Annotated in this window: 18 protein-coding genes; 9 read left to right on the forward strand and 9 right to left on the reverse strand. The window is 46.6% G+C overall.

The window, feature by feature from the left end; genetic code table 11:
* Positions 1-65: 65 nt before the first annotated feature.
* Entirely contained in the window at positions 66-962 is an 897-nt protein-coding gene (locus AC1DFM_RS09515) for an alpha/beta fold hydrolase (protein ID WP_477076477.1), read from the forward strand.
* 46 nt (positions 963-1008) lie between these two features.
* Here the strand turns inward: AC1DFM_RS09515 and AC1DFM_RS09520 are convergent, their stop codons facing one another.
* Positions 1009-1848: an NAD(P)H-binding protein gene (locus tag AC1DFM_RS09520; protein WP_477076478.1), complete on the reverse strand. Its 840-nt coding sequence runs from the start codon at positions 1846-1848 to the stop codon at positions 1009-1011.
* 121 nt (positions 1849-1969) lie between these two features.
* Between AC1DFM_RS09520 and AC1DFM_RS09525 the strand changes: the two genes are divergently transcribed.
* The 3 genes from AC1DFM_RS09525 (at position 1970) to AC1DFM_RS09535 (ending at position 3831) form a co-directional block, all read left to right on the forward strand.
* Entirely contained in the window at positions 1970-2587 is a 618-nt protein-coding gene (locus tag AC1DFM_RS09525; RefSeq protein ID WP_477076479.1) for a DNA-3-methyladenine glycosylase, read from the forward strand.
* Between the two features lie 87 nt (positions 2588-2674).
* Complete coding sequence (locus AC1DFM_RS09530; protein ID WP_477076480.1) at positions 2675-3184, forward strand: RNA polymerase sigma factor; 510 nt, start codon at positions 2675-2677, stop codon at positions 3182-3184.
* A 5-nt stretch (positions 3185-3189) separates the two neighbouring features.
* Complete coding sequence (locus AC1DFM_RS09535) at positions 3190-3831, forward strand: hypothetical protein (protein ID WP_477076481.1); 642 nt, start codon at positions 3190-3192, stop codon at positions 3829-3831.
* A 140-nt stretch (positions 3832-3971) separates the two neighbouring features.
* Here the strand turns inward: AC1DFM_RS09535 and AC1DFM_RS09540 are convergent, their stop codons facing one another.
* The 4 genes from AC1DFM_RS09540 to AC1DFM_RS09555 are packed head-to-tail and all read right to left on the reverse strand — an operon-like array spanning position 3972 to position 8400.
* On the reverse strand, positions 3972-4847 hold the full coding sequence (locus AC1DFM_RS09540; protein ID WP_477076482.1) for a heme-binding protein: 876 nt from the start codon (positions 4845-4847) through the stop codon (positions 3972-3974).
* A gap of 40 nt (positions 4848-4887) precedes the next feature.
* Entirely contained in the window at positions 4888-5955 is a 1068-nt protein-coding gene (locus AC1DFM_RS09545; protein WP_477076483.1) for a ferritin-like domain-containing protein, read from the reverse strand.
* 22 nt (positions 5956-5977) lie between these two features.
* Positions 5978-7858 (reverse strand): GMC family oxidoreductase, encoded by a 1881-nt coding sequence (locus AC1DFM_RS09550; RefSeq protein ID WP_477076484.1) that lies wholly within the window; start codon positions 7856-7858, stop codon positions 5978-5980.
* Positions 7859-7905: 47 nt separating this feature from the next.
* A complete protein-coding gene (locus AC1DFM_RS09555) occupies positions 7906-8400 on the reverse strand; it encodes a hypothetical protein (protein ID WP_477076485.1) in 495 nt (164 codons plus the stop codon).
* A gap of 544 nt (positions 8401-8944) precedes the next feature.
* Here AC1DFM_RS09555 and AC1DFM_RS09560 point away from each other — a divergent pair.
* The 3 genes from AC1DFM_RS09560 to AC1DFM_RS09570 all read left to right on the forward strand — a co-directional run bounded on the left by AC1DFM_RS09560 (position 8945) and on the right by AC1DFM_RS09570 (position 11109).
* Positions 8945-9601 (forward strand): GNAT family N-acetyltransferase, encoded by a 657-nt coding sequence (locus AC1DFM_RS09560; RefSeq protein ID WP_477076486.1) that lies wholly within the window; start codon positions 8945-8947, stop codon positions 9599-9601.
* Between the two features lie 29 nt (positions 9602-9630).
* Complete coding sequence (locus AC1DFM_RS09565; protein WP_477076487.1) at positions 9631-9975, forward strand: hypothetical protein; 345 nt, start codon at positions 9631-9633, stop codon at positions 9973-9975.
* Positions 9976-10065: 90 nt separating this feature from the next.
* On the forward strand, positions 10066-11109 hold the full coding sequence (locus AC1DFM_RS09570) for a bifunctional transcriptional activator/DNA repair enzyme AdaA (RefSeq protein ID WP_477076488.1): 1044 nt from the start codon (positions 10066-10068) through the stop codon (positions 11107-11109).
* Position 11110: 1 nt separating this feature from the next.
* On the opposite strand, the gene AC1DFM_RS09575 is transcribed toward AC1DFM_RS09570, so the two are convergent.
* Positions 11111-11569: a DUF2147 domain-containing protein gene (locus AC1DFM_RS09575; protein WP_477076489.1), complete on the reverse strand. Its 459-nt coding sequence runs from the start codon at positions 11567-11569 to the stop codon at positions 11111-11113.
* Positions 11570-11692: 123 nt separating this feature from the next.
* Here AC1DFM_RS09575 and AC1DFM_RS09580 point away from each other — a divergent pair, with 123 nt between their 5' ends.
* Positions 11693-13204 carry an alpha-L-fucosidase gene (locus tag AC1DFM_RS09580; RefSeq protein ID WP_477076490.1) on the forward strand — a complete coding sequence of 504 codons (1512 nt, stop codon included), beginning with the start codon at positions 11693-11695 and terminating at the stop codon, positions 13202-13204.
* Positions 13205-13243: 39 nt separating this feature from the next.
* Here the strand turns inward: AC1DFM_RS09580 and AC1DFM_RS09585 are convergent, their stop codons facing one another.
* The 3 genes from AC1DFM_RS09585 to AC1DFM_RS09595 all read right to left on the reverse strand — a co-directional run bounded on the left by AC1DFM_RS09585 (position 13244) and on the right by AC1DFM_RS09595 (position 15442).
* Positions 13244-14473, reverse strand: coding sequence for an RNA polymerase sigma factor (locus AC1DFM_RS09585; RefSeq protein ID WP_477076491.1), 1230 nt, complete (start codon positions 14471-14473; stop codon positions 13244-13246).
* A gap of 69 nt (positions 14474-14542) precedes the next feature.
* The gene (locus AC1DFM_RS09590; RefSeq protein ID WP_477076492.1) at positions 14543-14896 is read right to left on the reverse strand and encodes a YciI family protein; all 354 of its coding nucleotides are present in this window, start codon (positions 14894-14896) and stop codon (positions 14543-14545) included.
* Positions 14897-14986: 90 nt separating this feature from the next.
* Entirely contained in the window at positions 14987-15442 is a 456-nt protein-coding gene (locus AC1DFM_RS09595) for a type II toxin-antitoxin system RatA family toxin (protein WP_477076493.1), read from the reverse strand.
* A 234-nt stretch (positions 15443-15676) separates the two neighbouring features.
* Between AC1DFM_RS09595 and AC1DFM_RS09600 the strand changes: the two genes are divergently transcribed.
* Positions 15677-18520: a ligand-binding sensor domain-containing protein gene (locus tag AC1DFM_RS09600; protein ID WP_477076494.1), complete on the forward strand. Its 2844-nt coding sequence runs from the start codon at positions 15677-15679 to the stop codon at positions 18518-18520.
* Positions 18521-18564 lie beyond the last annotated feature (44 nt).

Here is an 18564-nt window from a genome sequence, read left to right on the forward strand (position 1 = left end):
TCAAACTGATTTCTTTCTACAACCGGAAATATGTCCCTTTACAGCAACAACAAAAACATTCCTTTATGAAACAGTTTCTTTCACGTTTATCCGGCGGTATCCTGCTTATCGCATGCTGCATACTTGTAATGGCGCCTATGCAGGATTTCGCTGCCAACAAATATTCTTTTGCCGTTAAAAAAGAAGGGCATGGCAAACCGGTTATTTTTATACACGGCCTTTTTTGCTCCGGCGCCATCTGGGATGAAACCGTGGCACACTACAAAAAAGACTATACCTGTTATGAAATTACCTTGCCTGGCTTTGCCGGACAGGCACCTATTTCCGGCGATAGCGTGCTAAAAACCTTCACCAGTGAGCTGGCTGCTTTCATCCGGGAAAACCAGCTAAATAAGCCCTCTATTGTTGGGCATAGCATGGGAGGCTGGCTGGCCCTGCAACTGGCTGTCCTGTATCCTGACCTGCCTGGTAAACTGGTATGTGTGAGTACCGGTCCGTTTTTACCGGCCTTTATCACAGGGGCTGCTGCTACCCCAGAGAACAGCCGGTCAATGGCGGTTATGATTAAAAAAAATATGTCAGCACTTACACCGGATCGGATTCGTGATGCGCAGCAATATATTACACATGGAATGGTAACCGACAGCGCCAACACCCAGAAAATTATGGACATGGCCATTCGCTCAGATTCGCGTACACAGGGAGAAGTGATGTATGAATTATATACCACCGACTTAAGGGATCAGCTGGGTGCTATTAGGTGTCCGGTGCTGGCGTTAGGCGACTGGCTCGCCTATAAGGATTATGGCGCCTCCCGGGGTGGTGTATTGGATAATTACCAGCAACAATATAAAAAAGCACCGCAAACCATTTTTGCCATCAATGATGTATCCAGACATTTCATTATGCTGGATGACCCGGCGTGGTTCTATGAACAAGTAGATGCGTTTCTTTCCAAATAAAAAAAAGATCGTCTCACGCCCGTTGAGACGATCTTTTTTTTAACAACTATGCGTTCCACACACCAGCGCCCGCGGCAGTTGCTGCATAGGCGTTAAAATCTTTCGGAGCTCTTCCCAGCGCACGTTCTACACCATCCGCGAGGTAAGTGTTACGACCGTCCAACACTTCGGTGAATAAGTAGCTAATCAGCCAGATCATATCTTCCGGTACCTGATATTCCAGCATCATACCTTTATACTCCTCCATGGTCAGCTGTTGATAGATAAGTGGTCTGCCGGTAGCACGGGCTACATCCGCCACGGCTTCTGCAAAAGTCATTAAACGCGGGCCGGTGAGTTCATATAATTCTCCGGCATGTCCTTCTTCTGTGAACGCTGCGACTGCCACATCTGCAATATCATCGGCATCTACAAATGGCTCTACTACATTCCCTGCAGGCAGGGCCACATGACCCGCCAGGATAGGGTCCAGCAAATACCCTTCACTAAAGTTCTGGCTAAACCAGGCAGCACGCAAGATGGTCCAGTCGATACCTGATTGCATCACTACTTCTTCTGCGGCCTGTGCTTCTTTTTCTCCGCGGCCCGACAGTAATACAATATGACGAATACCTTTTTCTACTGCTACCTTTGTAAATGCCTGCACGGTTGCCAGCGCACCAGGCACCGCCAGATCAGGCTGATAGCTGAGGTATACTGCATCCATTCCCTGTAATGCCGGTCCCCAGGTAGCGGCATCTTCCCAGTCGAAAGCGGGTGAACCACTGCGGGAACCAATACGTACGGGCCATCCCGCTGCTTTCAGTTTTGCTGCTACCCTGCTACCTGTTTTACCGGTGCCACCTAATACTAATACGTTGGAAGGAATATTCTTTTTCGTTTTCATGCTTATTTTCTTTTTGACAAAACTAAGACGGCCGGCTTCCGGGAAATAGAACAAAACCGACACCCACTTATTTTTTTTAGTACCTGAAAATCTATCGCCAAACGATTTGTACCTTCCTTACATGAAAAGGAAAAAGATACCATTGGCATTTTACCGGCAACCGGATGTGGTCACCATTGCGAAGGAGCTGTTAGGGAAAACGCTGGTGACCATGATAGATGGCGTACGGACTTCCGGGGTTATTGTGGAAACAGAGGCTTATGCGGGCGTTACGGACCGTGCCTCTCATGCATGGAATGAGCGGCGCACGAACCGCACTGCGGTAATGTATCAGCCGGGCGGTGTGGCCTATGTATACCTTTGCTACGGCATTCATTATCTTTTTAATGTGATTACCCATGCGGCTGATCAGCCACACGCGGTGCTGATCCGGGCGCTGGAGCCGGCAGACGGCCAGGAGATGATGAAAGCCCGCTTTGGGAATCAGCCCACACAAAATATCACGGCCGGCCCGGGTAACCTGAGCAAAGCCCTTGGCATTAATAATACATTGACCGGTGAAAGTATGAACGGACCACTGGTTTGGATAGAAGACGCCCCGGCACTGCCGGATGATCAGGTAGTGGTATCCACACGTGTAGGCGTTGCCTATGCCGGAGAAGATGCTTATCGCCCCTATCGCTTTAGTGTAAAAGATAATAAGTGGGTGAGCAAAGGAAAAGGGCTCATAAAAAAATAATGGGTGAAGTGTGATTTTTCAGACGTTGGTGCGAATAATAAAGAAAGCAAACAATTTTCTCAACCTGGTTTCTGACAATTACCACTCATGAAGTCTCCTGATAAATCGGATAGTTTTCTGGCTGTTATTCAAGCGCATAAGGGCATTTTGTATAAAATAGCCCATGCTTACTGCAGGGATACGGAAGACAGAAAAGACCTGATACAGGAGATTATTATACAGCTGTGGAAATCGTTTGATAATTATTCCGTGGAGTACAAATATTCCACCTGGATATATCGTATTGCCTTAAACGTAGCTATTTCATTTTATCGCAGGGAAAACAAACGAAGAACAGTTGATAGTCCCCTTTCTGATGGTGTTCTGAATATCACCGATCATCCCTTTCCGAACGACACCACAGAAAATATCGTTTTTTTACAGCAGTGCATATCGGAATTAAAGGAGTTAGATAAAGCACTGATGCTACTCTATCTCGAAGAAAAAAGTTATCAGGAAATTGCGGATATCATTGGCATCTCGGTCAGCAATGTGGCCACAAAAGTCAGCAGAATTAAAGCCATTCTCAAACAAAAATTCACCCACCTCAAAACTTAATTGCAATGGAAGACGCAGAAATGATTCATCTCTGGAAGGCTTATGATAAGCGACTGGAAGAATCCCTGTCATTCAACAGGCAAAATGCAGCAGATATTACGCACATGAAAGTTCAGTCGGCCCTGGCTTCCATGACACCACTAAAAATATTCGCTATCATGGCTGGTATAATATGGGTAATTTTGGTAGATAGTATACTGATCCGGACTTTCCATAGCGCCAGTTTCTTTTTCCTGGCCTCAGCCGGTATACAGGTATTACTGACCAAACTGGCCATCGGCATCTATCTCTATCAGCTAATATTAATCCAACAGGTAAACATCAATGCGCCTATACTGGATACGCAGGCAAAACTATCCCGATTAAGATCCTCCACACTTTGGTGCGCCCGGTTATTGTTCCTGCAGTTACCACTGTGGACTACCTTCTACTGGAATCAAAGCATGTTGTACAATGGCAATGTGTGGTTATATCTTTTACAGATGGCAGTAACAGGAGCTTTCACTTGGGCAGCTATCTGGTTGTTCAAAAATATCCGGTATGAAAACCGGGATAAAAAGTGGTTTCGCTTTATTTTCAGCGGCAAAGAATGGGACCCGGTGATCAGGGCAATGGAATTAATGCAACAGGTAGCAGCATACCGATAGCGGGATGAGGATACAGTGCCGCTTAACAGATATACAAAGGCACTACTGTTATTATACGACAGTGAACCAACTACCAATAAGCAAAAACCCGCCTTGCGGCGGGTTTCGTTTGGGGGTAACACTTGCCAACGTAAAAATATTTATTGTTTTACCAGTGTATTAATATTGATGTGGGGCCACATAATTAGTCCTGGCTCTCCAAATCGGGGTAGAAAATTAAAATTGGTTTGCTGGGTATATTGTAACTGCAGGAAGCTGGTATTTGCCATGGTTACTTCCTCTACCCAGAAAATGGTACTAAAATTATTCGGGTCTACATGTTGTGTGGTAAAAGGAATGTTCAGTATGCTGGAGGTATCCAACACAAAAGTAGTCACCTTACCGACCTGCTGATTTTCCAACGCTTTCCGGAGCGTCGCATTGGGATTTTTCACATCAAAATCGGGAAATTTCGTTTGTGCCTGCAGGTATTGATCCAGATAGCCCAGTGGTATGTTGGGGCCGGCCAGTGGGGTGGAATCATTATCTGCAATGAGTGGTACGCCGGTGGACACAAAAGAGTTACCGAGTACCATCAGCGCATCACCATGAGGGATACTGGCCTGCCGGGCGATAGTTTGTTCAGGTGGAGGTAACGCCGCTGCCGCTGCCAGCTGCTGAGGCCCAATATTGGACAGGTTCAGCCACATCCCGTTTTCCACATGCAGTACTCCACCGGTGAGGTTATCTGTTACGGTGAGGTCATATATCACTGCACCTACCATCTGTTCTATTGTGCCTCCGCGATTAGGCACGGGTGCACTCACGGCCGTGAAGTTGATCGTTTCCGAATAGTTTTGTATCAACAGCAGAAAGCCTTCAGCACCATTAGGCACCGCTACCAGGTTCCAGCCACTGGAGCCCTTCCAGGTACCTAATAAGGCCGCCAGCGGGCCCAGTTCATCTTCTATTTCCGCATTGGTACCGGCCAGGCGGACGAAGTTCTTTAACGGAGGAAGACTTTGAAAGGATTGCATGGTACTATTGTTTTAGGAGTGGATAAAAACGTACAAGGAGCTATTTTACATACTCAAAGCTTGGACCCGCACATAATCCGTTGCCCATTGGTATCTGCATCAAGCCAATGGCCTGATATTTCAGGTCATACATCATCATTACCGCGTCTTTCATTTTTTCTTTATGTCCATTCATCGTGTCATGAAGCGCGGATAGCATATTGCAGTAACTTTTATTGAACCGGTACATCAATTTCCATTCTTCGCTATCCACTGGAAAATCCTTCATTTTAATATTCTCTTTGATGTTGTACACGGCGTTCCAGTCCACCGGCAGCTTTGCCCCTGTAGGACCTGTTTTAGGCGTGTCAACCACTTTGTAGTAACGTTCTTCATGGATTTCATTGAAGCGGAAATAATGGGCATATTCTACTTCTTCACCAAACAGCCGATGATCGCTGTCCTCGATGGTGCCGTCAATACCTTCTCCCTGGCCTATAATTTCGCCGATGGCTTCTAATGCAGAGGGCAGGTCATGCACCAGTATGAGGCCACCACCGCCGCCGTAAAACTGCTCAGGTGTTACCTGCAGCGACGATTTGCCGGTGAAGATGTTTCCTTTGGCCGACAGCGTTTTCAATCCATCGGCGATGGCTTCATAAAACTGACCGATAGTAGCATAATGTTCCGGTTGTGGTGGTRCATCTTTCACCGCCGGCTTTTCTATTTTCAGAAACGTTTCAATAGCGGACTTAGAGAATTTCTCCAGGTTTACTTTAAATGCATCATCGCTATGCGGCAGATAAGTGGGGTATTCAGGAATGAACTTTGGATGATTCAGGGAAGGAGTACCTCCAACTGCATTCAGCAGGTTACAGGCCAGCACCATGTGCAGCATTTCCTCCATGACCACCCCTTTTATAATGCGGGACGATATGCTGTTGGCATCCTCTTTTATAGAATATAATGCAAAGAGATAGGGAGGAATKGTGGCGTGTTCCAGCTCTATGGCCCATTGCAGGTGTTGACGTAAACTTTCGATCGTCGCTATTTTACCGTCGGTCAGCGCGGCATCCTGTTTGGATAACAGGCGGTGACGGATACCGGATATCAGGTTATTGGCTTCCATATTCAAATGATTAGGTGAGTAACTATTTCAATGCGTTCAGGATATTTTCAGCAGCAGCAAAAGACAAGGCAGCCAGCGTAAGCGTGGGATTAGAAGTACCCAGCGTACACATGTTCCCCGCTCCTACCAGGAAAAGATTTTCGTGATCCCAGGCTTGTTGCTGTTTGTTTACCACGGAATTTCCTTTATCGGTGCCCATACAATGAGTGCCTACTACATGGCCTGCTCCGCGGAATACGTATGGTTCTCCGTCGTAGGTAACATAGTCCGGTTCGGAAACAGGATAATTGGTATAATCGGCTACACCCATGCCAGCAAACAGCTGGTCTGACACACTTTTGGCGGCTTTGAATGCCTTCAGCGTGTAATCAGAAACGTTATACCGAATAATAGGGCGATAATTGCCAAGATTATCCACATAGTCTTTACTGATAGTCACGCAGTTCTTTTTATCGGGGAGCTGTTCACATTCGAAATGCAGCAGCAATTGCCGGGATAGTAAGTCGTCCAGGTAATCCCTTAATTCCTTCCCAAAGAGATTCAACTTATAAATAGCGTTATCCAGATCGGTGTCCGGCGATCCGGTGGGCCAGCCCCAGCCCCAGTTATCGACCGGAGATATCCAGGCGGCGAAGTGTTTTCTGAAGTCGCCATCGCGGAAAGTAGGGATGTTGGTAGTAGACCCGGGACCGCGGAAAGGAAATACCTTCTCTTTCATCAGCCCCCAGGTGAGCAATACGGTATGATCCATGAGATTACACCCTACCTGTTTGCTGGATTTACATGCCTCAGATGCCAGCAATATTTTAGCATTCTCAATAGCATTGGCTGCCAGCACATATATTTTACCACGGGCATATTTTTTCTCCGCTGTTTTGTCGTCAGGGTTTTTATACTGCTTGTATACCACGCTGCTGACCTTACCGGATTTATCGATTTCGATATTTGTCACCACCGCCTGGCTCACCAGCGTGATATTMTCCTGTTTAGAACTTTTGAGTGTTTTAAGCGCATTATATTTCGCCTGCACCGGGCAAATAGGCACGCAGCTGGCATTGCCTTCGCAGCGCTGGCCGGTATAAGGGTCCCAGATAGCGCCTACTGCAGTATATACATCGGTATCTTTTGCGAATTGCTGCATCTCCAGTATCTTTTTAGCAGGATTCCAAACGGTGCCTGCATATCGATAGGTAGCATTAGGGGTGGAGTTTCGGCCTTGTGGTGTGCTGGTACACCAGGGGGAATACGTTTCCCCATTCAGGGTTACTTTCGCCCCCTCCATATTTTTGATAAACTTTTTATCGATATAGCTCTGTGGAATTTTATACATCGGAAATACATATTCCTTTCCAAAGAAATTGTTGCCCATATTCGGATAACGTTGTTCTTCCACATCGCTGGAAACGCCTATTTCATGTTCTGCCATTTCATAGAATCGCTTCAGATATTCGTAGTCGATGGGCCAGTCTACTGCTATTCCGTATTTGCTGAATAATTTAAAATCATTGGGGAGCATACGCAAACAGGTACCCAACCAATGCAGTGTGGTGCCACCGGGAGAACGGTTATAGTCGCTCCCAAAAGGTAACGGACCTTTTTGTACAAAATACCCCTTTGTATCCGGGTGCTCTTCGGACGCCTTGGTAATATCAAGTACCGTGGGCGATTCCGCATCTTTCACATTAGGATAGGGTGCATTGGGTACTTTTGCCAGCGAGGTATAATAGGTGTCCATGTAACGCTGATAATTATCATAGGCGTTGTTGCCACTCAGGGCCATCCCTGCTTCCAGGCCGGCTTCGAGTACCAATACTTTTTTGCCGGCATGCGTCAGCATTTTGGCAACAATGGCGCCGGCAATGCCGCTGCCCACAATCACTACATCATATTCTGTATTTTCCATTTGTGCAGGATTTTTTTAGGATTCACATTTTCGTATATACCTATTAGTTAGTGTTTCACCTCGGCGGTAGCGGAAAGAGGAGCTACTTCCCAGGAGCCGAAACCGGGTTGTTTGGCGCCCTGTGGATGGCCACCCATCGCTTTCCATACCAATCCTTCTTTATAGGCGGCCGGAGAAATAAAGTAGTTGTCGTTATGCTTAATTCCTTTTCCATACGCTGCCACCCAATCTTTGGGCAGGGGGAGCCAGGAGCCCCAATACCATAGTTGGATTACATTGCGGGTAATGGGTCCATACTTCAGGCTGGCCAGCAGCTGTTGCCGGATAGCTTTATCCACCGCCGGCGCTTTACCACCCGTGTCTTTCAGCAGGGTGGTGGCCACAGACAACCACTCTTTCAACAGTGTGGCGCCCAGAATGTCGTTCAATGCTTTTAGATACTCGGCGCATAGGCCGGTGGTTTGTAATTCCACTTTTGAATAGCCGGTCAGTGGTACGGAGATCGCTATAAAATCGTCCAATTCATTCAACTTTGTTTCCATAAAACAGGTTTTAATATCAGTATTGAGGGGAAATACATAAGGGGTGTATCACAGATATGCGCTAGACAGACACACATCATCCATCCGACATGGCATAACTATCCTGCACGGCGCGGATGCACCATGTAGTAGTAATAAATCGATGCTCGTCAGTTGCCGCTAGGCATCTGTCACTTTACTACCGGGATACGAATGTGTTACTGAATAGCTGCTACCAATGTACGCAGTATGGTTCCGGAAGAAATTGCTCTCACAGGAATTGGATACTTCTTTTCTGATGTAATTAAACATGCTGTGGTCGTATATTTTGAGGGTATCACATGTATTTCAGGGTATATTATAAATAGGGGCACCGGCTTTTTTTGATGCATCAAATAGATGTATGTTTTATCATTTGATTGCGTTGATTTTTCAAAGCCCGTTTATTGGTGTATTTCGTAAATGTAAAAAAAAATTAGCAAAAAAAACGAAATTGATTTACAGTAAATTAGCGGCTGATTTTCCAACACATACTTTACCTTTAGGAGATATACACCCACAATCTATGCATGACCAACTTTATAAAGCCGACCCGCAAATTGTAGCCATTTGGGCAAAAGGATGGGCACACGCCCGCGAAGTAACTCCTCCGGTACCAGACAGTGGTGCTTATCGCATTGAAGTAGGACTACCCGATCACGTGAGACGCTATATTTTTGATGCACCTTCTCCTGCTGTTCGCCAACTGGCCGACAGGATTACGGAGCCTTATGTGTTCATCAAAGTATGTGCGCCGCCGGATGTAGTGCAGGCCTTGCTCCCACCGAACTGGGTGTTGCAATCGCCTGCCTATATGATGACAGCCCTCGACGGGATGATACCGGTTAACATTCCGCTGCCCGAAGAATATACGTTGCAAATCACGGAAAACCCAGGTGTATCGATTGTGAGAATTATGGCGGCCAACGGTGACGAAGCTGCCATTGGCCGCGTGGGCTTCGTAGAAGATTATGGCATATACGATCGTATTGCCACCCATGAAAATCACCGTCGCCGTAAACTGGGTACCATCATCATGAAAGAACTGGAAGCCATCGGAAATGCCCGCGGCATTAAAAAGGGTTTGCTGGTAGCCACCGATGATGGCAAAGCATTATACGAAACCCTTGGTTGGAAAATGCATTCGCTGTATTGCACCGCTGAAATACCGGCATCTTCCTGATCAGTTATTTAAAATCAAACTCCTATCCTATGTCTATACCATTACCTGTCAAAAACACTTTGACACTTGTTGTCATTACTATTGGTTTCGTGTTATTCTTTACTTATTCATGGACTGCCTTCGCCACCATAACCGCACAAAGCGGTTTGAACGGCAGTCTTTACCTTTACTACCAGGTGAGCCAGCTGTTCTTCTTCTKGTATAATGTTCTGGTGGCTATTATTACCGGTTGCATGACAACCCTTCTGCTGGTGGGACTTCTACGCAAACAACCACCGCTCATTAAAAAAGGCTACTGGATTTTTCTGCTGCTGGTAGTAATATTAACGGTGGGTGAAATATATTTACAGACCCGCTTCACAACAAAAGGCTAAAAACCGCGGCAGGTAGTGGCCGGAAAATACTTGTCCATTTTCCGGTTGCTGTCCGGTAGCAACATGCGTACTTTTGAAAAAAGAATATACATGCTGACACACGAGATTATGTACCAGGCACTTGTTGATAAAGATGTGTCTTACGAAGGGACTTTCATTGCCGGGGTAAAAACCACCGGCATATTTTGCCGCCCTACCTGCACTGCCCGCAAACCCAGGTCGGAGAATGTAGAATTTTTTCAAACCGTCAAAGAAGCTATCCTGAAAGGATACCGCCCTTGTAAAGTGTGCAATCCACTGGAGAAGCTGAATGAAACACCGCCACCCATAAAAGCAATACTGGATGCCTTAAATGCCGACCCATCCACGAAATTTAAAGACGCCGACCTGGCACAAAGAGGGATAGAACCTATTACCATCCGTAGATGGTTTTTAAAAAATCATGGGGTCACCTTTCAGGCCTACCAAAGGATGTTCCGCATCAATGCGGCCTTCAAAAAAATACAGCAGGGCGAAGCCGTTACCGCTGTGGCATTTGATGCCGGTTACGAATCGCTGAGCGGTTTCGCGGATTCCTTTAAATCGATATTTGGGGTGTCTCCCGTGAACAGTAAAAACAAGCAGGTAATTAACATCACGCGACTGGAAACGCCGCTGGGGACGATGTTTGCCTGTGCGGTGGAACAGGGCGTCTGTTTACTGGAATTCACAGACCGTAAGATGCTGGAAACAGAACTCAAGTCGCTGGCCAAACAATTAAATGCCAATATCATTCAGGGCGCCAATCCACATTTTGATACCCTGCAGCAACAACTGGAGGAGTACTTTGCCGGCAGCCGGAAAACGTTCACCGTACCTTTGTATTCACTGGGAACACCTTTCCAGCAAAGCATCTGGGAGATATTACAAACCGTTGCTTATGGTACTACCAGTTCCTATAAACAGCAGGCACTGGCCTTGAAGCGTCCGGAAGCGGTGCGTGCGGTGGCGAATGCCAATGGTATGAATCGCATTTCCATCCTGGTACCCTGTCACCGGGTGATTGCGGAAGACGGACAACTGGCAGGCTATGGCGGCGGTATCTGGAGGAAGAAGTGGTTGCTGGATCATGAAAAAGCACATGCCCGCTCCTGAGTTAGGGTACCCGGTCCCAGTAAATAGTTTTTCCAAACAGCGAGATACCTACATAACCCCTTATTTCCAACCGGCCATTTCTTATTTTCATGATAGCGCGGTAGGATTTACCGCTGGTAGCATCGTAAATTTCGCCCCCGTCCCATTGCCCGTTGCGGTATTGAAATCCGGTGAGCATCACCATATTCGGCCATTCACGGCTTCGTAAGGCAGGATTTGGGTTCTTTGTATCTTTACGGGGATGCCCTTTTTCATCTAACATGTAAATACCCCATAATAATTTCCCCAGGTAGATATTTCCCGACTGATAAATTTCAATTTTTCCGGTTTTCTCTTCATTCATCCAGATGCCGGATATACTGTTGGCCGGATTATTTTGAGCATTTATTTTTAGCGGGAGAAAAAAAAGACAACAAAAAAACAGGGTCACTTTTTTCGTCAGCGGATGATATTTTTTCATTAGTACCTGATTAAAAAGTATAGGCATTAGACTGTTAAGTTAAGCCATCAGCGGCTAATATGCTACGGGCCTGTTTTTTTTAATAAAAATTTTGCTGTATTATGGTTGTTCATACAGATGAACATGAAGAAAAACACCTTTTATTTAGCGCTTGCCTGCAGTATGGGAACGGCTATTGGCGCTGCTGCGCAACAGTCGTCCTATATACCCATAGCGCCCGGAGATAGTGGCCCGGCCATTATCCGTAAAGCGGCCAATGTACGGCCTACTGCACGGCAGCTTCGCTGGCAGGAGCTGGAGGTAACCGGCTTCCTTCATTTCGGCATGAATACATTTACAGGAAGGGAATGGGGAGATGGGAAAGAATCGCCCGCCAGCTTTAACCCTACGGCATTGGATGCCACCCAGTGGGTACGGGCTGCGCAAGCTGGTGGCATTAAACAATTAATTCTTACGGCCAAACATCACGATGGCTTTTGTTTATGGCCCAGCAAGTACACGGAACATTCTGTAAAAAACAGTCCATGGAAAAACGGCCATGGCGACGTGGTAAAAGAAGTAGCGGATGCCTGTCATAAAGCCGGCATGGGCTTCGGCGTGTATTTGTCGCCATGGGACAGAAATTCTCCGGTATACGGCACCGACGCCTATAACGATTACTTTGTTCATCAGCTAACGGAGCTGCTTACCAATTACGGCCGTGTAGACGAAGTATGGTTTGATGGCGCCAATGGCGAAGGACCTAACGGCAAAAAACAGGAATACGATTTTCAACGCTGGTATACCCTGATCCGCAAACTACAGCCCAACGCGGTGATTGCCGTAATGGGCCCTGATGTACGCTGGGTAGGTACCGAATCCGGCTACGGCAGAAGTACCGAATGGAGTGTAGTACCAGCCAATAATCTGAACCAGCAAGCGGTGGCCGCTTTATCCCAGAAAGACTTACTGATAAAGCCTTCCGGTTATGGTAACGGGGAAGACATGGGCGGCCGTGATGCGCTCTATAAAGCAGGTAGCCTGGTATGGTATCCGGCTGAAACAGATGTATCTATCCGGCCAGGATGGTTCTATCACAAAAAGGAAGACGATGAAGTAAAATCCCCGGAAAAGCTGCTGGACATCTACTTTAACTCTGTTGGTAAAAATGGGGTACTGCTCCTGAATATCCCACCGGATACAAGAGGGCTGATAGCAGATAGCGACGTAAAAAATCTGACTGCATGGAAAAAATCCATCGATCAGATCTTCTCTCAAAACCTGCTGCATGGCGCAAAGGGCACTTCTTCTACGGGTAAAAATCCAAATACCGTGGCGGATGGCAACAAAGATACCTATTGGACCACCTCGCCCAAGGATACTACCGGCACGGTCACTTTCGATCTCGGCAAGCCACAAACATTCAATGTATGCCGCCTGCAGGAATACATTAAAAAAGGACAACGGGTGGAAAGTTTTGTGCTGGAATACAAAGATGGCGATGATTGGAAAGAAGCCACCAATGGTACTACCATTGGTTATAAACGGATACTCACTTTCCCGGATGTGCAAGCGCAGTTGGTGCGGCTACGGATTACTTCCAGTCGTACAGCACCGATGATTTCGGAACTGGGAATTTTCAGACAACAACAATAAGCATTCTAAAAAGCGGCCTTCCCCGGGCCGCTTTTTCATTTAAGCAAGCGCCGTTATTTTCTGTTGTATAGTTCGTTTATCCGTTTCCGTTTTCGCAAGCGTCAGCGCATGTTGCAGATGCAGCAACGCCTTAGCGTTATCTATCTCCCTATATAATTCTCCCAGCAGTACATAGTAGTAATGGTTACCGGCTAACTCCAGCTTCTCCGCTTCTGCAATAGCCGCCGCTTTCCCTTGTACCTTCGACAAGGCATATGTTCTGTTCAGTGCCGCCATCGGTGAATATACGAGCCGCAACAGGCGATTGTATAATTGCAGAATATGTTCCYACTTTTCAAGCGTATCTGTTTTCTGTGTATTCCAATAAGCGATGGTAGCTTCAATATGGTACCTCGACATTTCCTTCCCCTGTGATGCGGCGTGTAAAAACCAGGCGCCTCTGGCGATTAGCTCTTCATTCCAGCGGGTTTCGTCCTGGTCCTGGTACAATACAATTTCACCGTTTTCATTTCTGCGTGCTTCAAATCGGGAAGCATGAAAACACATGAGCGACAGCAAAGCATTTACACGCGGCTGATTAGTTTGTTCATGTTCAATCAGCAGGTATGTGATGCGCATGGCTTCCAGGCAAAGATCTTCTCTTAGCACGGCGTCCTGGCTTTCTGAATAATAGCCTTCGTTGAATAATAAGTATAAGGTAGTTAATACCGTATCCAGGCGGTCTTGAATATCGGCGTTGCCGGGAAATACGATCGCGATGTTTTCTGTTCTCAATTTTTCTTTGGCGCGGAATAATCGTTTGTTGATGACGTCTTTGCTGGTCAAAAACGCGTTGGCAATTTCTTCGATGCCGAAGCCACAGAGGATACGGAGCGCCAGGCCGATTTGCGCCTCCATGGGGATAGCCGGGTGACAAATGGCGAACAGCATCTGTAACTGGCTGTCGGCGATATTTTCCTCAGAAAGATTGATGTCCATTTCAGTGGCTTCCGGGGATTCAGTCTTTATTTTTGCCGCTATTTTTTCAGCAAATAATTGGTTACGCTGATAATAATTTTTGGCTTTATTTTTTGCCACGAGGTAAAGCCAGGCGGTGGGGTTCTCCGGAATACCTTTGTAGGGCCACGTTTCCAGGGCAGACAAAAACGTTTCACTGGCAAGGTCTTCTGCAATTTCCATATGTTCCATACCAAACACTTTACAGAGCACTGCTGTAATTTTCCGGAACTCCGTCCGGAACAAGTGAGGTATCAGATCGGGTTGCATCATACGAACATTAATTCCGCCCCGTGACAGCTCCGATATAGCGGGGCACGCCGGGGCGGAACCATTTACTTTTTAATGAATACCATCTGCTTTGGCAATTTTACGCACTTCCACGGTGTTGCCTTCTCCCTGCAAAACAGGGCATCCTTTGGCAAATGCGACGGCTTCCTCCATAGAATTACCTTTCACCATGATATAACCTCCAATGGTTTCTTTTATTTCACCGAAAGGACCATTGGTTACCACACCTTTGGCATGTACTATTTTGGCGTCGTCAAAAAACAGTCCATTGCCACCGATAAATTTGTTTTGGGCGGCGATACCGCCAATCCAGTCCATGGTTTGTTTCATCCAGATCTGTATCTGTTCAGGAGAAGCTACTTTTTTGCCGTCTTCATGTCTGAAAATTAACATAAACTCGTCCATCTTGTAAGTTTTTAGTGTGCTTTAATAATTTGTACTACACCCTTATAACAAATGGAATTCCGGCAATGTGACATCAGCTGCTATCTTTTTTCAGATAGCGGGCTGATACTCTATGTGATACTTCAGATCTGCCAGCCGTTGTTTGACATTTTTTTCGAGATGGCGTTTAATAAATTTGTCCAGTAAGGTAAAGGGAAAGCGCACCGCAAAGGAATACAGGAATATCACTTCGGTGGTGTGGTGATCGATGGCTTTGAAGGTCCATGATCCGAGAAATGATTTAAACATATAAGGACCTTTGGTCATCCTGACGGCAGTCACATTGGGTGGGTTGAAGGTAACATATTCAGTCACCATCCCGATGCCATTTTGTGCCACACAATAGGCTTTCACTCCTTTGCCGACGGCACTGGCGCCGTTCATCAGGTCGGCCTTTTTGAGGAAGCTATCCCATTGGAGGCGCTTACCGTAGTCCTGCGTATATTCGAAAACATTCGCAGCAGCTGCGTTAATCCGGATAGCCGAAGTAAACTTGATTACTTGCATAACGGGCAATATATTTTTTCTTGCTCAGGGTGATTTTGTTGGATAGCCTGCGCTAAAAATGCGCCATACAGACGGCCCCGACTTTGGTTGATCATCTTTAAAAATACTAAAAAAAATCCAGCCGATCACTACCGGGCCCCAGGACGAGTGTTTTCCCTTCGTGGTATTGGATTATCTGTTCAAAATTCCGCAAAAAAGCTACATTCGCCCTCATCAACCAACTTATTGAAGCACATGAACAGGTGGCCTATTGCCTTATTTTTTGTTATCCAATTTTTCTTCTTCCATGCTGGTATTACGCAGGACCTACCCGGTAGCCTGGGCGTACCGGAAGTGATACATTATACCCGGCAGGAATTCAATGCATACAAACAGAACTGGTGTGTGGCGCAGGATGCGCAGGGACAAATATATGTAGCCAACTCAAGAGGGCTGCTCCGGTTCAATGGCAGCGAATGGCAACTATATCACCTGCCCTACCGGCAAATTGTAAGGAGTGTAGCAGTAGACAATCACAATAAAATATATACCGGCGGCTTTGCTGAATTTGGCTACTGGGAAAAAGATAGTAGCAACCGGCTGCAATATCATTCACTGAGTAGCGGCATCACGGATAGTGTTTTCCGGAGAGAAGAAATATGGAACATCCTGCCGGCAAACGATAATGCCGTCATCTTTCATTCTTTCTCCCGTATCTATCAATGGAAGAAAAATCGTATTACCACTACCGTTACTCCTTCACCCATCAGCTTCGTACATTATGTAGCAGGGCGCTACCTGATGGGATGTAAAGGCATCGGGATGTTTGAATATAAAAATAATGCCCTGACGTTTATCCGTGGCAGTGAGGCCATGAAAGAAATGAATATCGCCGGCATACTGCCTTATGCACTTGATAAAATGTTGGTATGCACCACCAGGAAAGGATTATTTCTTTATGATGGCAACACCTTCACTCCTTTTTCTTCTCCCGCCAACGACTTCCTTAAAATCAATGAAGCCAACCGTTGTTTGCGGATCAATGAAAACACTTTTGTGTTTGGGTCCATTTTGAATGGTATTATCATTACGGATGGGAAAGGACAAATCCGGCAACATCTGCATCAACGCAATGCCTTGCAGAATAATACCGTACTGGGACTATTTACGGATAAAGCCGGTAACCTGTGGGCGGCGCTGGATCAGGGTATAGACCAGGTGGTACTGCAATCGCCCTTTTTGCACTACAAAGATATAGAAGGCAAGCTGGGCACGGTTTACAGCGCAGCTTTATTTCAGGGCAGGTTTTATCTGGCTACTAATCATGGATTGTTTTATTGCCTGCCAGGCGACAAAGATTTCACGTTGGTTCCCGAACTCAAAGGGCAGGTATGGAACCTGGTGGAATATGATCACCAGCTGATTTGTGGTCATAATGCCGCTACCTATCGCATTGACCAGAACCGCGTGGAAAAAATATCGGATGCACCAGGTGGCTGGAGTTTCAAGCCGCTGACTAAATATCCGGGCTATTATGTACAGGGAAATTATCTCGGACTTGATATCTACAAACGTGATGAATCCGGAAAAATCGTTCACTTTCGTCACATGGCCGGTACCGAAGGTATTGCTGCCAAAGGGTTGATAGAAGATAAAAACGGCGATATCTGGGTGCGACACGCCTACATGGGATTGTATAAAATAACACTGGCGGCCGTGCCCGACAAGGTATCCCGCATTGTGCCCATGGAAGCCATGCAGGGGCTGCCGGTTCCCGGTAAGCTGAACCTGCTCAGTTACCACGGCACTATACGGGTAGTATCGCCGGATAAAGGACTTTATTATGAAGCATCACCGGGTATATTTAAACCCGACACCCTGCTCAACCGGCTACTGGCGCCACTGGGCAGCATCCGGAGAATTATGAAGGCAGATGAACAACATTGGTGGGTGATCAATAACGACAACAAGCTGGTCTTGCTCACGTGGCAGTTGAACGACAGTGTGGTGATCCAACCACTGCGGCACCGGAATATATTCCTGGTCAACGATTTTGAAAACCTTTACCAGTTTGGCGACTGGACCCTGTTCTGTACAGAAGACGGTTTTTCGTTGTACAATGTATCTGTGGCCGGCAATATCCGTCAGCCGGAAGTGGCGCCGGCCATACAGCAGGTGCAGATAATTACCGACACCCAACGCACCGTGCTGTCGGAAAGCACAGCTGCCAGTCTTTCCAGCAAACAAAATAACCTCCTCTTTAAATTTGCCACGCCTGCCTATGATGAGCAGCCCCGGTATGCTGTAAAAATGGATGGTTTCGAAGGGCATGAGCAGTGGAGTACCTGGAGTACATTGCCCTATAAGGAATTCAGTAATATGCCGCCCGGCGCCTATACCTTTCATGTGAAATCTGATCAGCAGGAAGAAGAAGCCGTTTTTCATTTCACCATTCAGGCGCCCTGGTATCAGCGCTGGTGGGCAAGGACTGTTTATGCATTATTAGCGGTGGCGGCTGGCATCTTCCTATATTATACCTACCGGCGTAAGCTGCGGCTGGCACATGAAAAGTTACACCAGCAGCTGGAAGAACGACTGCTGCGGGAGCAACAGGAAAACGAACGCAAACTGCTGCTGCTCCAACAGCAACAGCTGACCGCAGCAGTAGTCAGTAAAAGCGAAGCGCTGGCCAATTCCGGTGTTACCCTGCTGGAAAAGAATGAGTTTTTATTGAAGATGAAAAAGGAATTGTTGCAGCTAAAAGCACAAAGTAATCCCGAATTTTCCGTTACCCGGTATAACCGTCTGATGAAGATGATCGACAAAAATTTGTCGGCAGGCGATGAACAAAAAGTTTTTGACGATGGATTCAACAGCGCACATGAACGCTTTTTCCAACAACTGCATCTCCGGTATCCTGACCTCACACCCCAGGACTTAAAACTGGCTGCTTACCTTAAAATGAACCTCTCTTCCAAGGACATTGCCCACCGGTTTAACATCACGATCAGGGGGGTAGAAGTGAAACGCTACCGCCTCCGCAAGAAGCTGGGGCTGCCCGGAGATCAAAACCTCACCGAGTTCATGTTACAGATATAAACGCCTGTAAATTATCTTTTTACACATACAAATATTCACAAATG

It is taken from the genome of Chitinophaga sp. 05T412 (genome assembly GCF_056396465.1).

Coding starts and splice junctions, on each gene's coding strand:
- AC1DFM_RS09600 (WP_477076494.1), top strand. CDS start 15,677: ATGAACAGGTGGCCTATTGCCTTATTTTTTGTTATCCAATTTTTCTTC.
- AC1DFM_RS09590 (WP_477076492.1), bottom strand. CDS start 14,896: ATGGACGAGTTTATGTTAATTTTCAGACATGAAGACGGCAAAAAAGTA.
- AC1DFM_RS09530 (WP_477076480.1), top strand. CDS start 2,675: ATGAAGTCTCCTGATAAATCGGATAGTTTTCTGGCTGTTATTCAAGCG.
- AC1DFM_RS09580 (WP_477076490.1), top strand. CDS start 11,693: ATGAAGAAAAACACCTTTTATTTAGCGCTTGCCTGCAGTATGGGAACG.
- AC1DFM_RS09525 (WP_477076479.1), top strand. CDS start 1,970: ATGAAAAGGAAAAAGATACCATTGGCATTTTACCGGCAACCGGATGTG.
- AC1DFM_RS09575 (WP_477076489.1), bottom strand. CDS start 11,569: ATGAAAAAATATCATCCGCTGACGAAAAAAGTGACCCTGTTTTTTTGT.
- AC1DFM_RS09535 (WP_477076481.1), top strand. CDS start 3,190: ATGGAAGACGCAGAAATGATTCATCTCTGGAAGGCTTATGATAAGCGA.
- AC1DFM_RS09595 (WP_477076493.1), bottom strand. CDS start 15,442: ATGCAAGTAATCAAGTTTACTTCGGCTATCCGGATTAACGCAGCTGCT.
- AC1DFM_RS09570 (WP_477076488.1), top strand. CDS start 10,066: ATGCTGACACACGAGATTATGTACCAGGCACTTGTTGATAAAGATGTG.
- AC1DFM_RS09515 (WP_477076477.1), top strand. CDS start 66: ATGAAACAGTTTCTTTCACGTTTATCCGGCGGTATCCTGCTTATCGCA.
- AC1DFM_RS09560 (WP_477076486.1), top strand. CDS start 8,945: ATGCATGACCAACTTTATAAAGCCGACCCGCAAATTGTAGCCATTTGG.
- AC1DFM_RS09540 (WP_477076482.1), bottom strand. CDS start 4,847: ATGCAATCCTTTCAAAGTCTTCCTCCGTTAAAGAACTTCGTCCGCCTG.
- AC1DFM_RS09555 (WP_477076485.1), bottom strand. CDS start 8,400: ATGGAAACAAAGTTGAATGAATTGGACGATTTTATAGCGATCTCCGTA.
- AC1DFM_RS09520 (WP_477076478.1), bottom strand. CDS start 1,848: ATGAAAACGAAAAAGAATATTCCTTCCAACGTATTAGTATTAGGTGGC.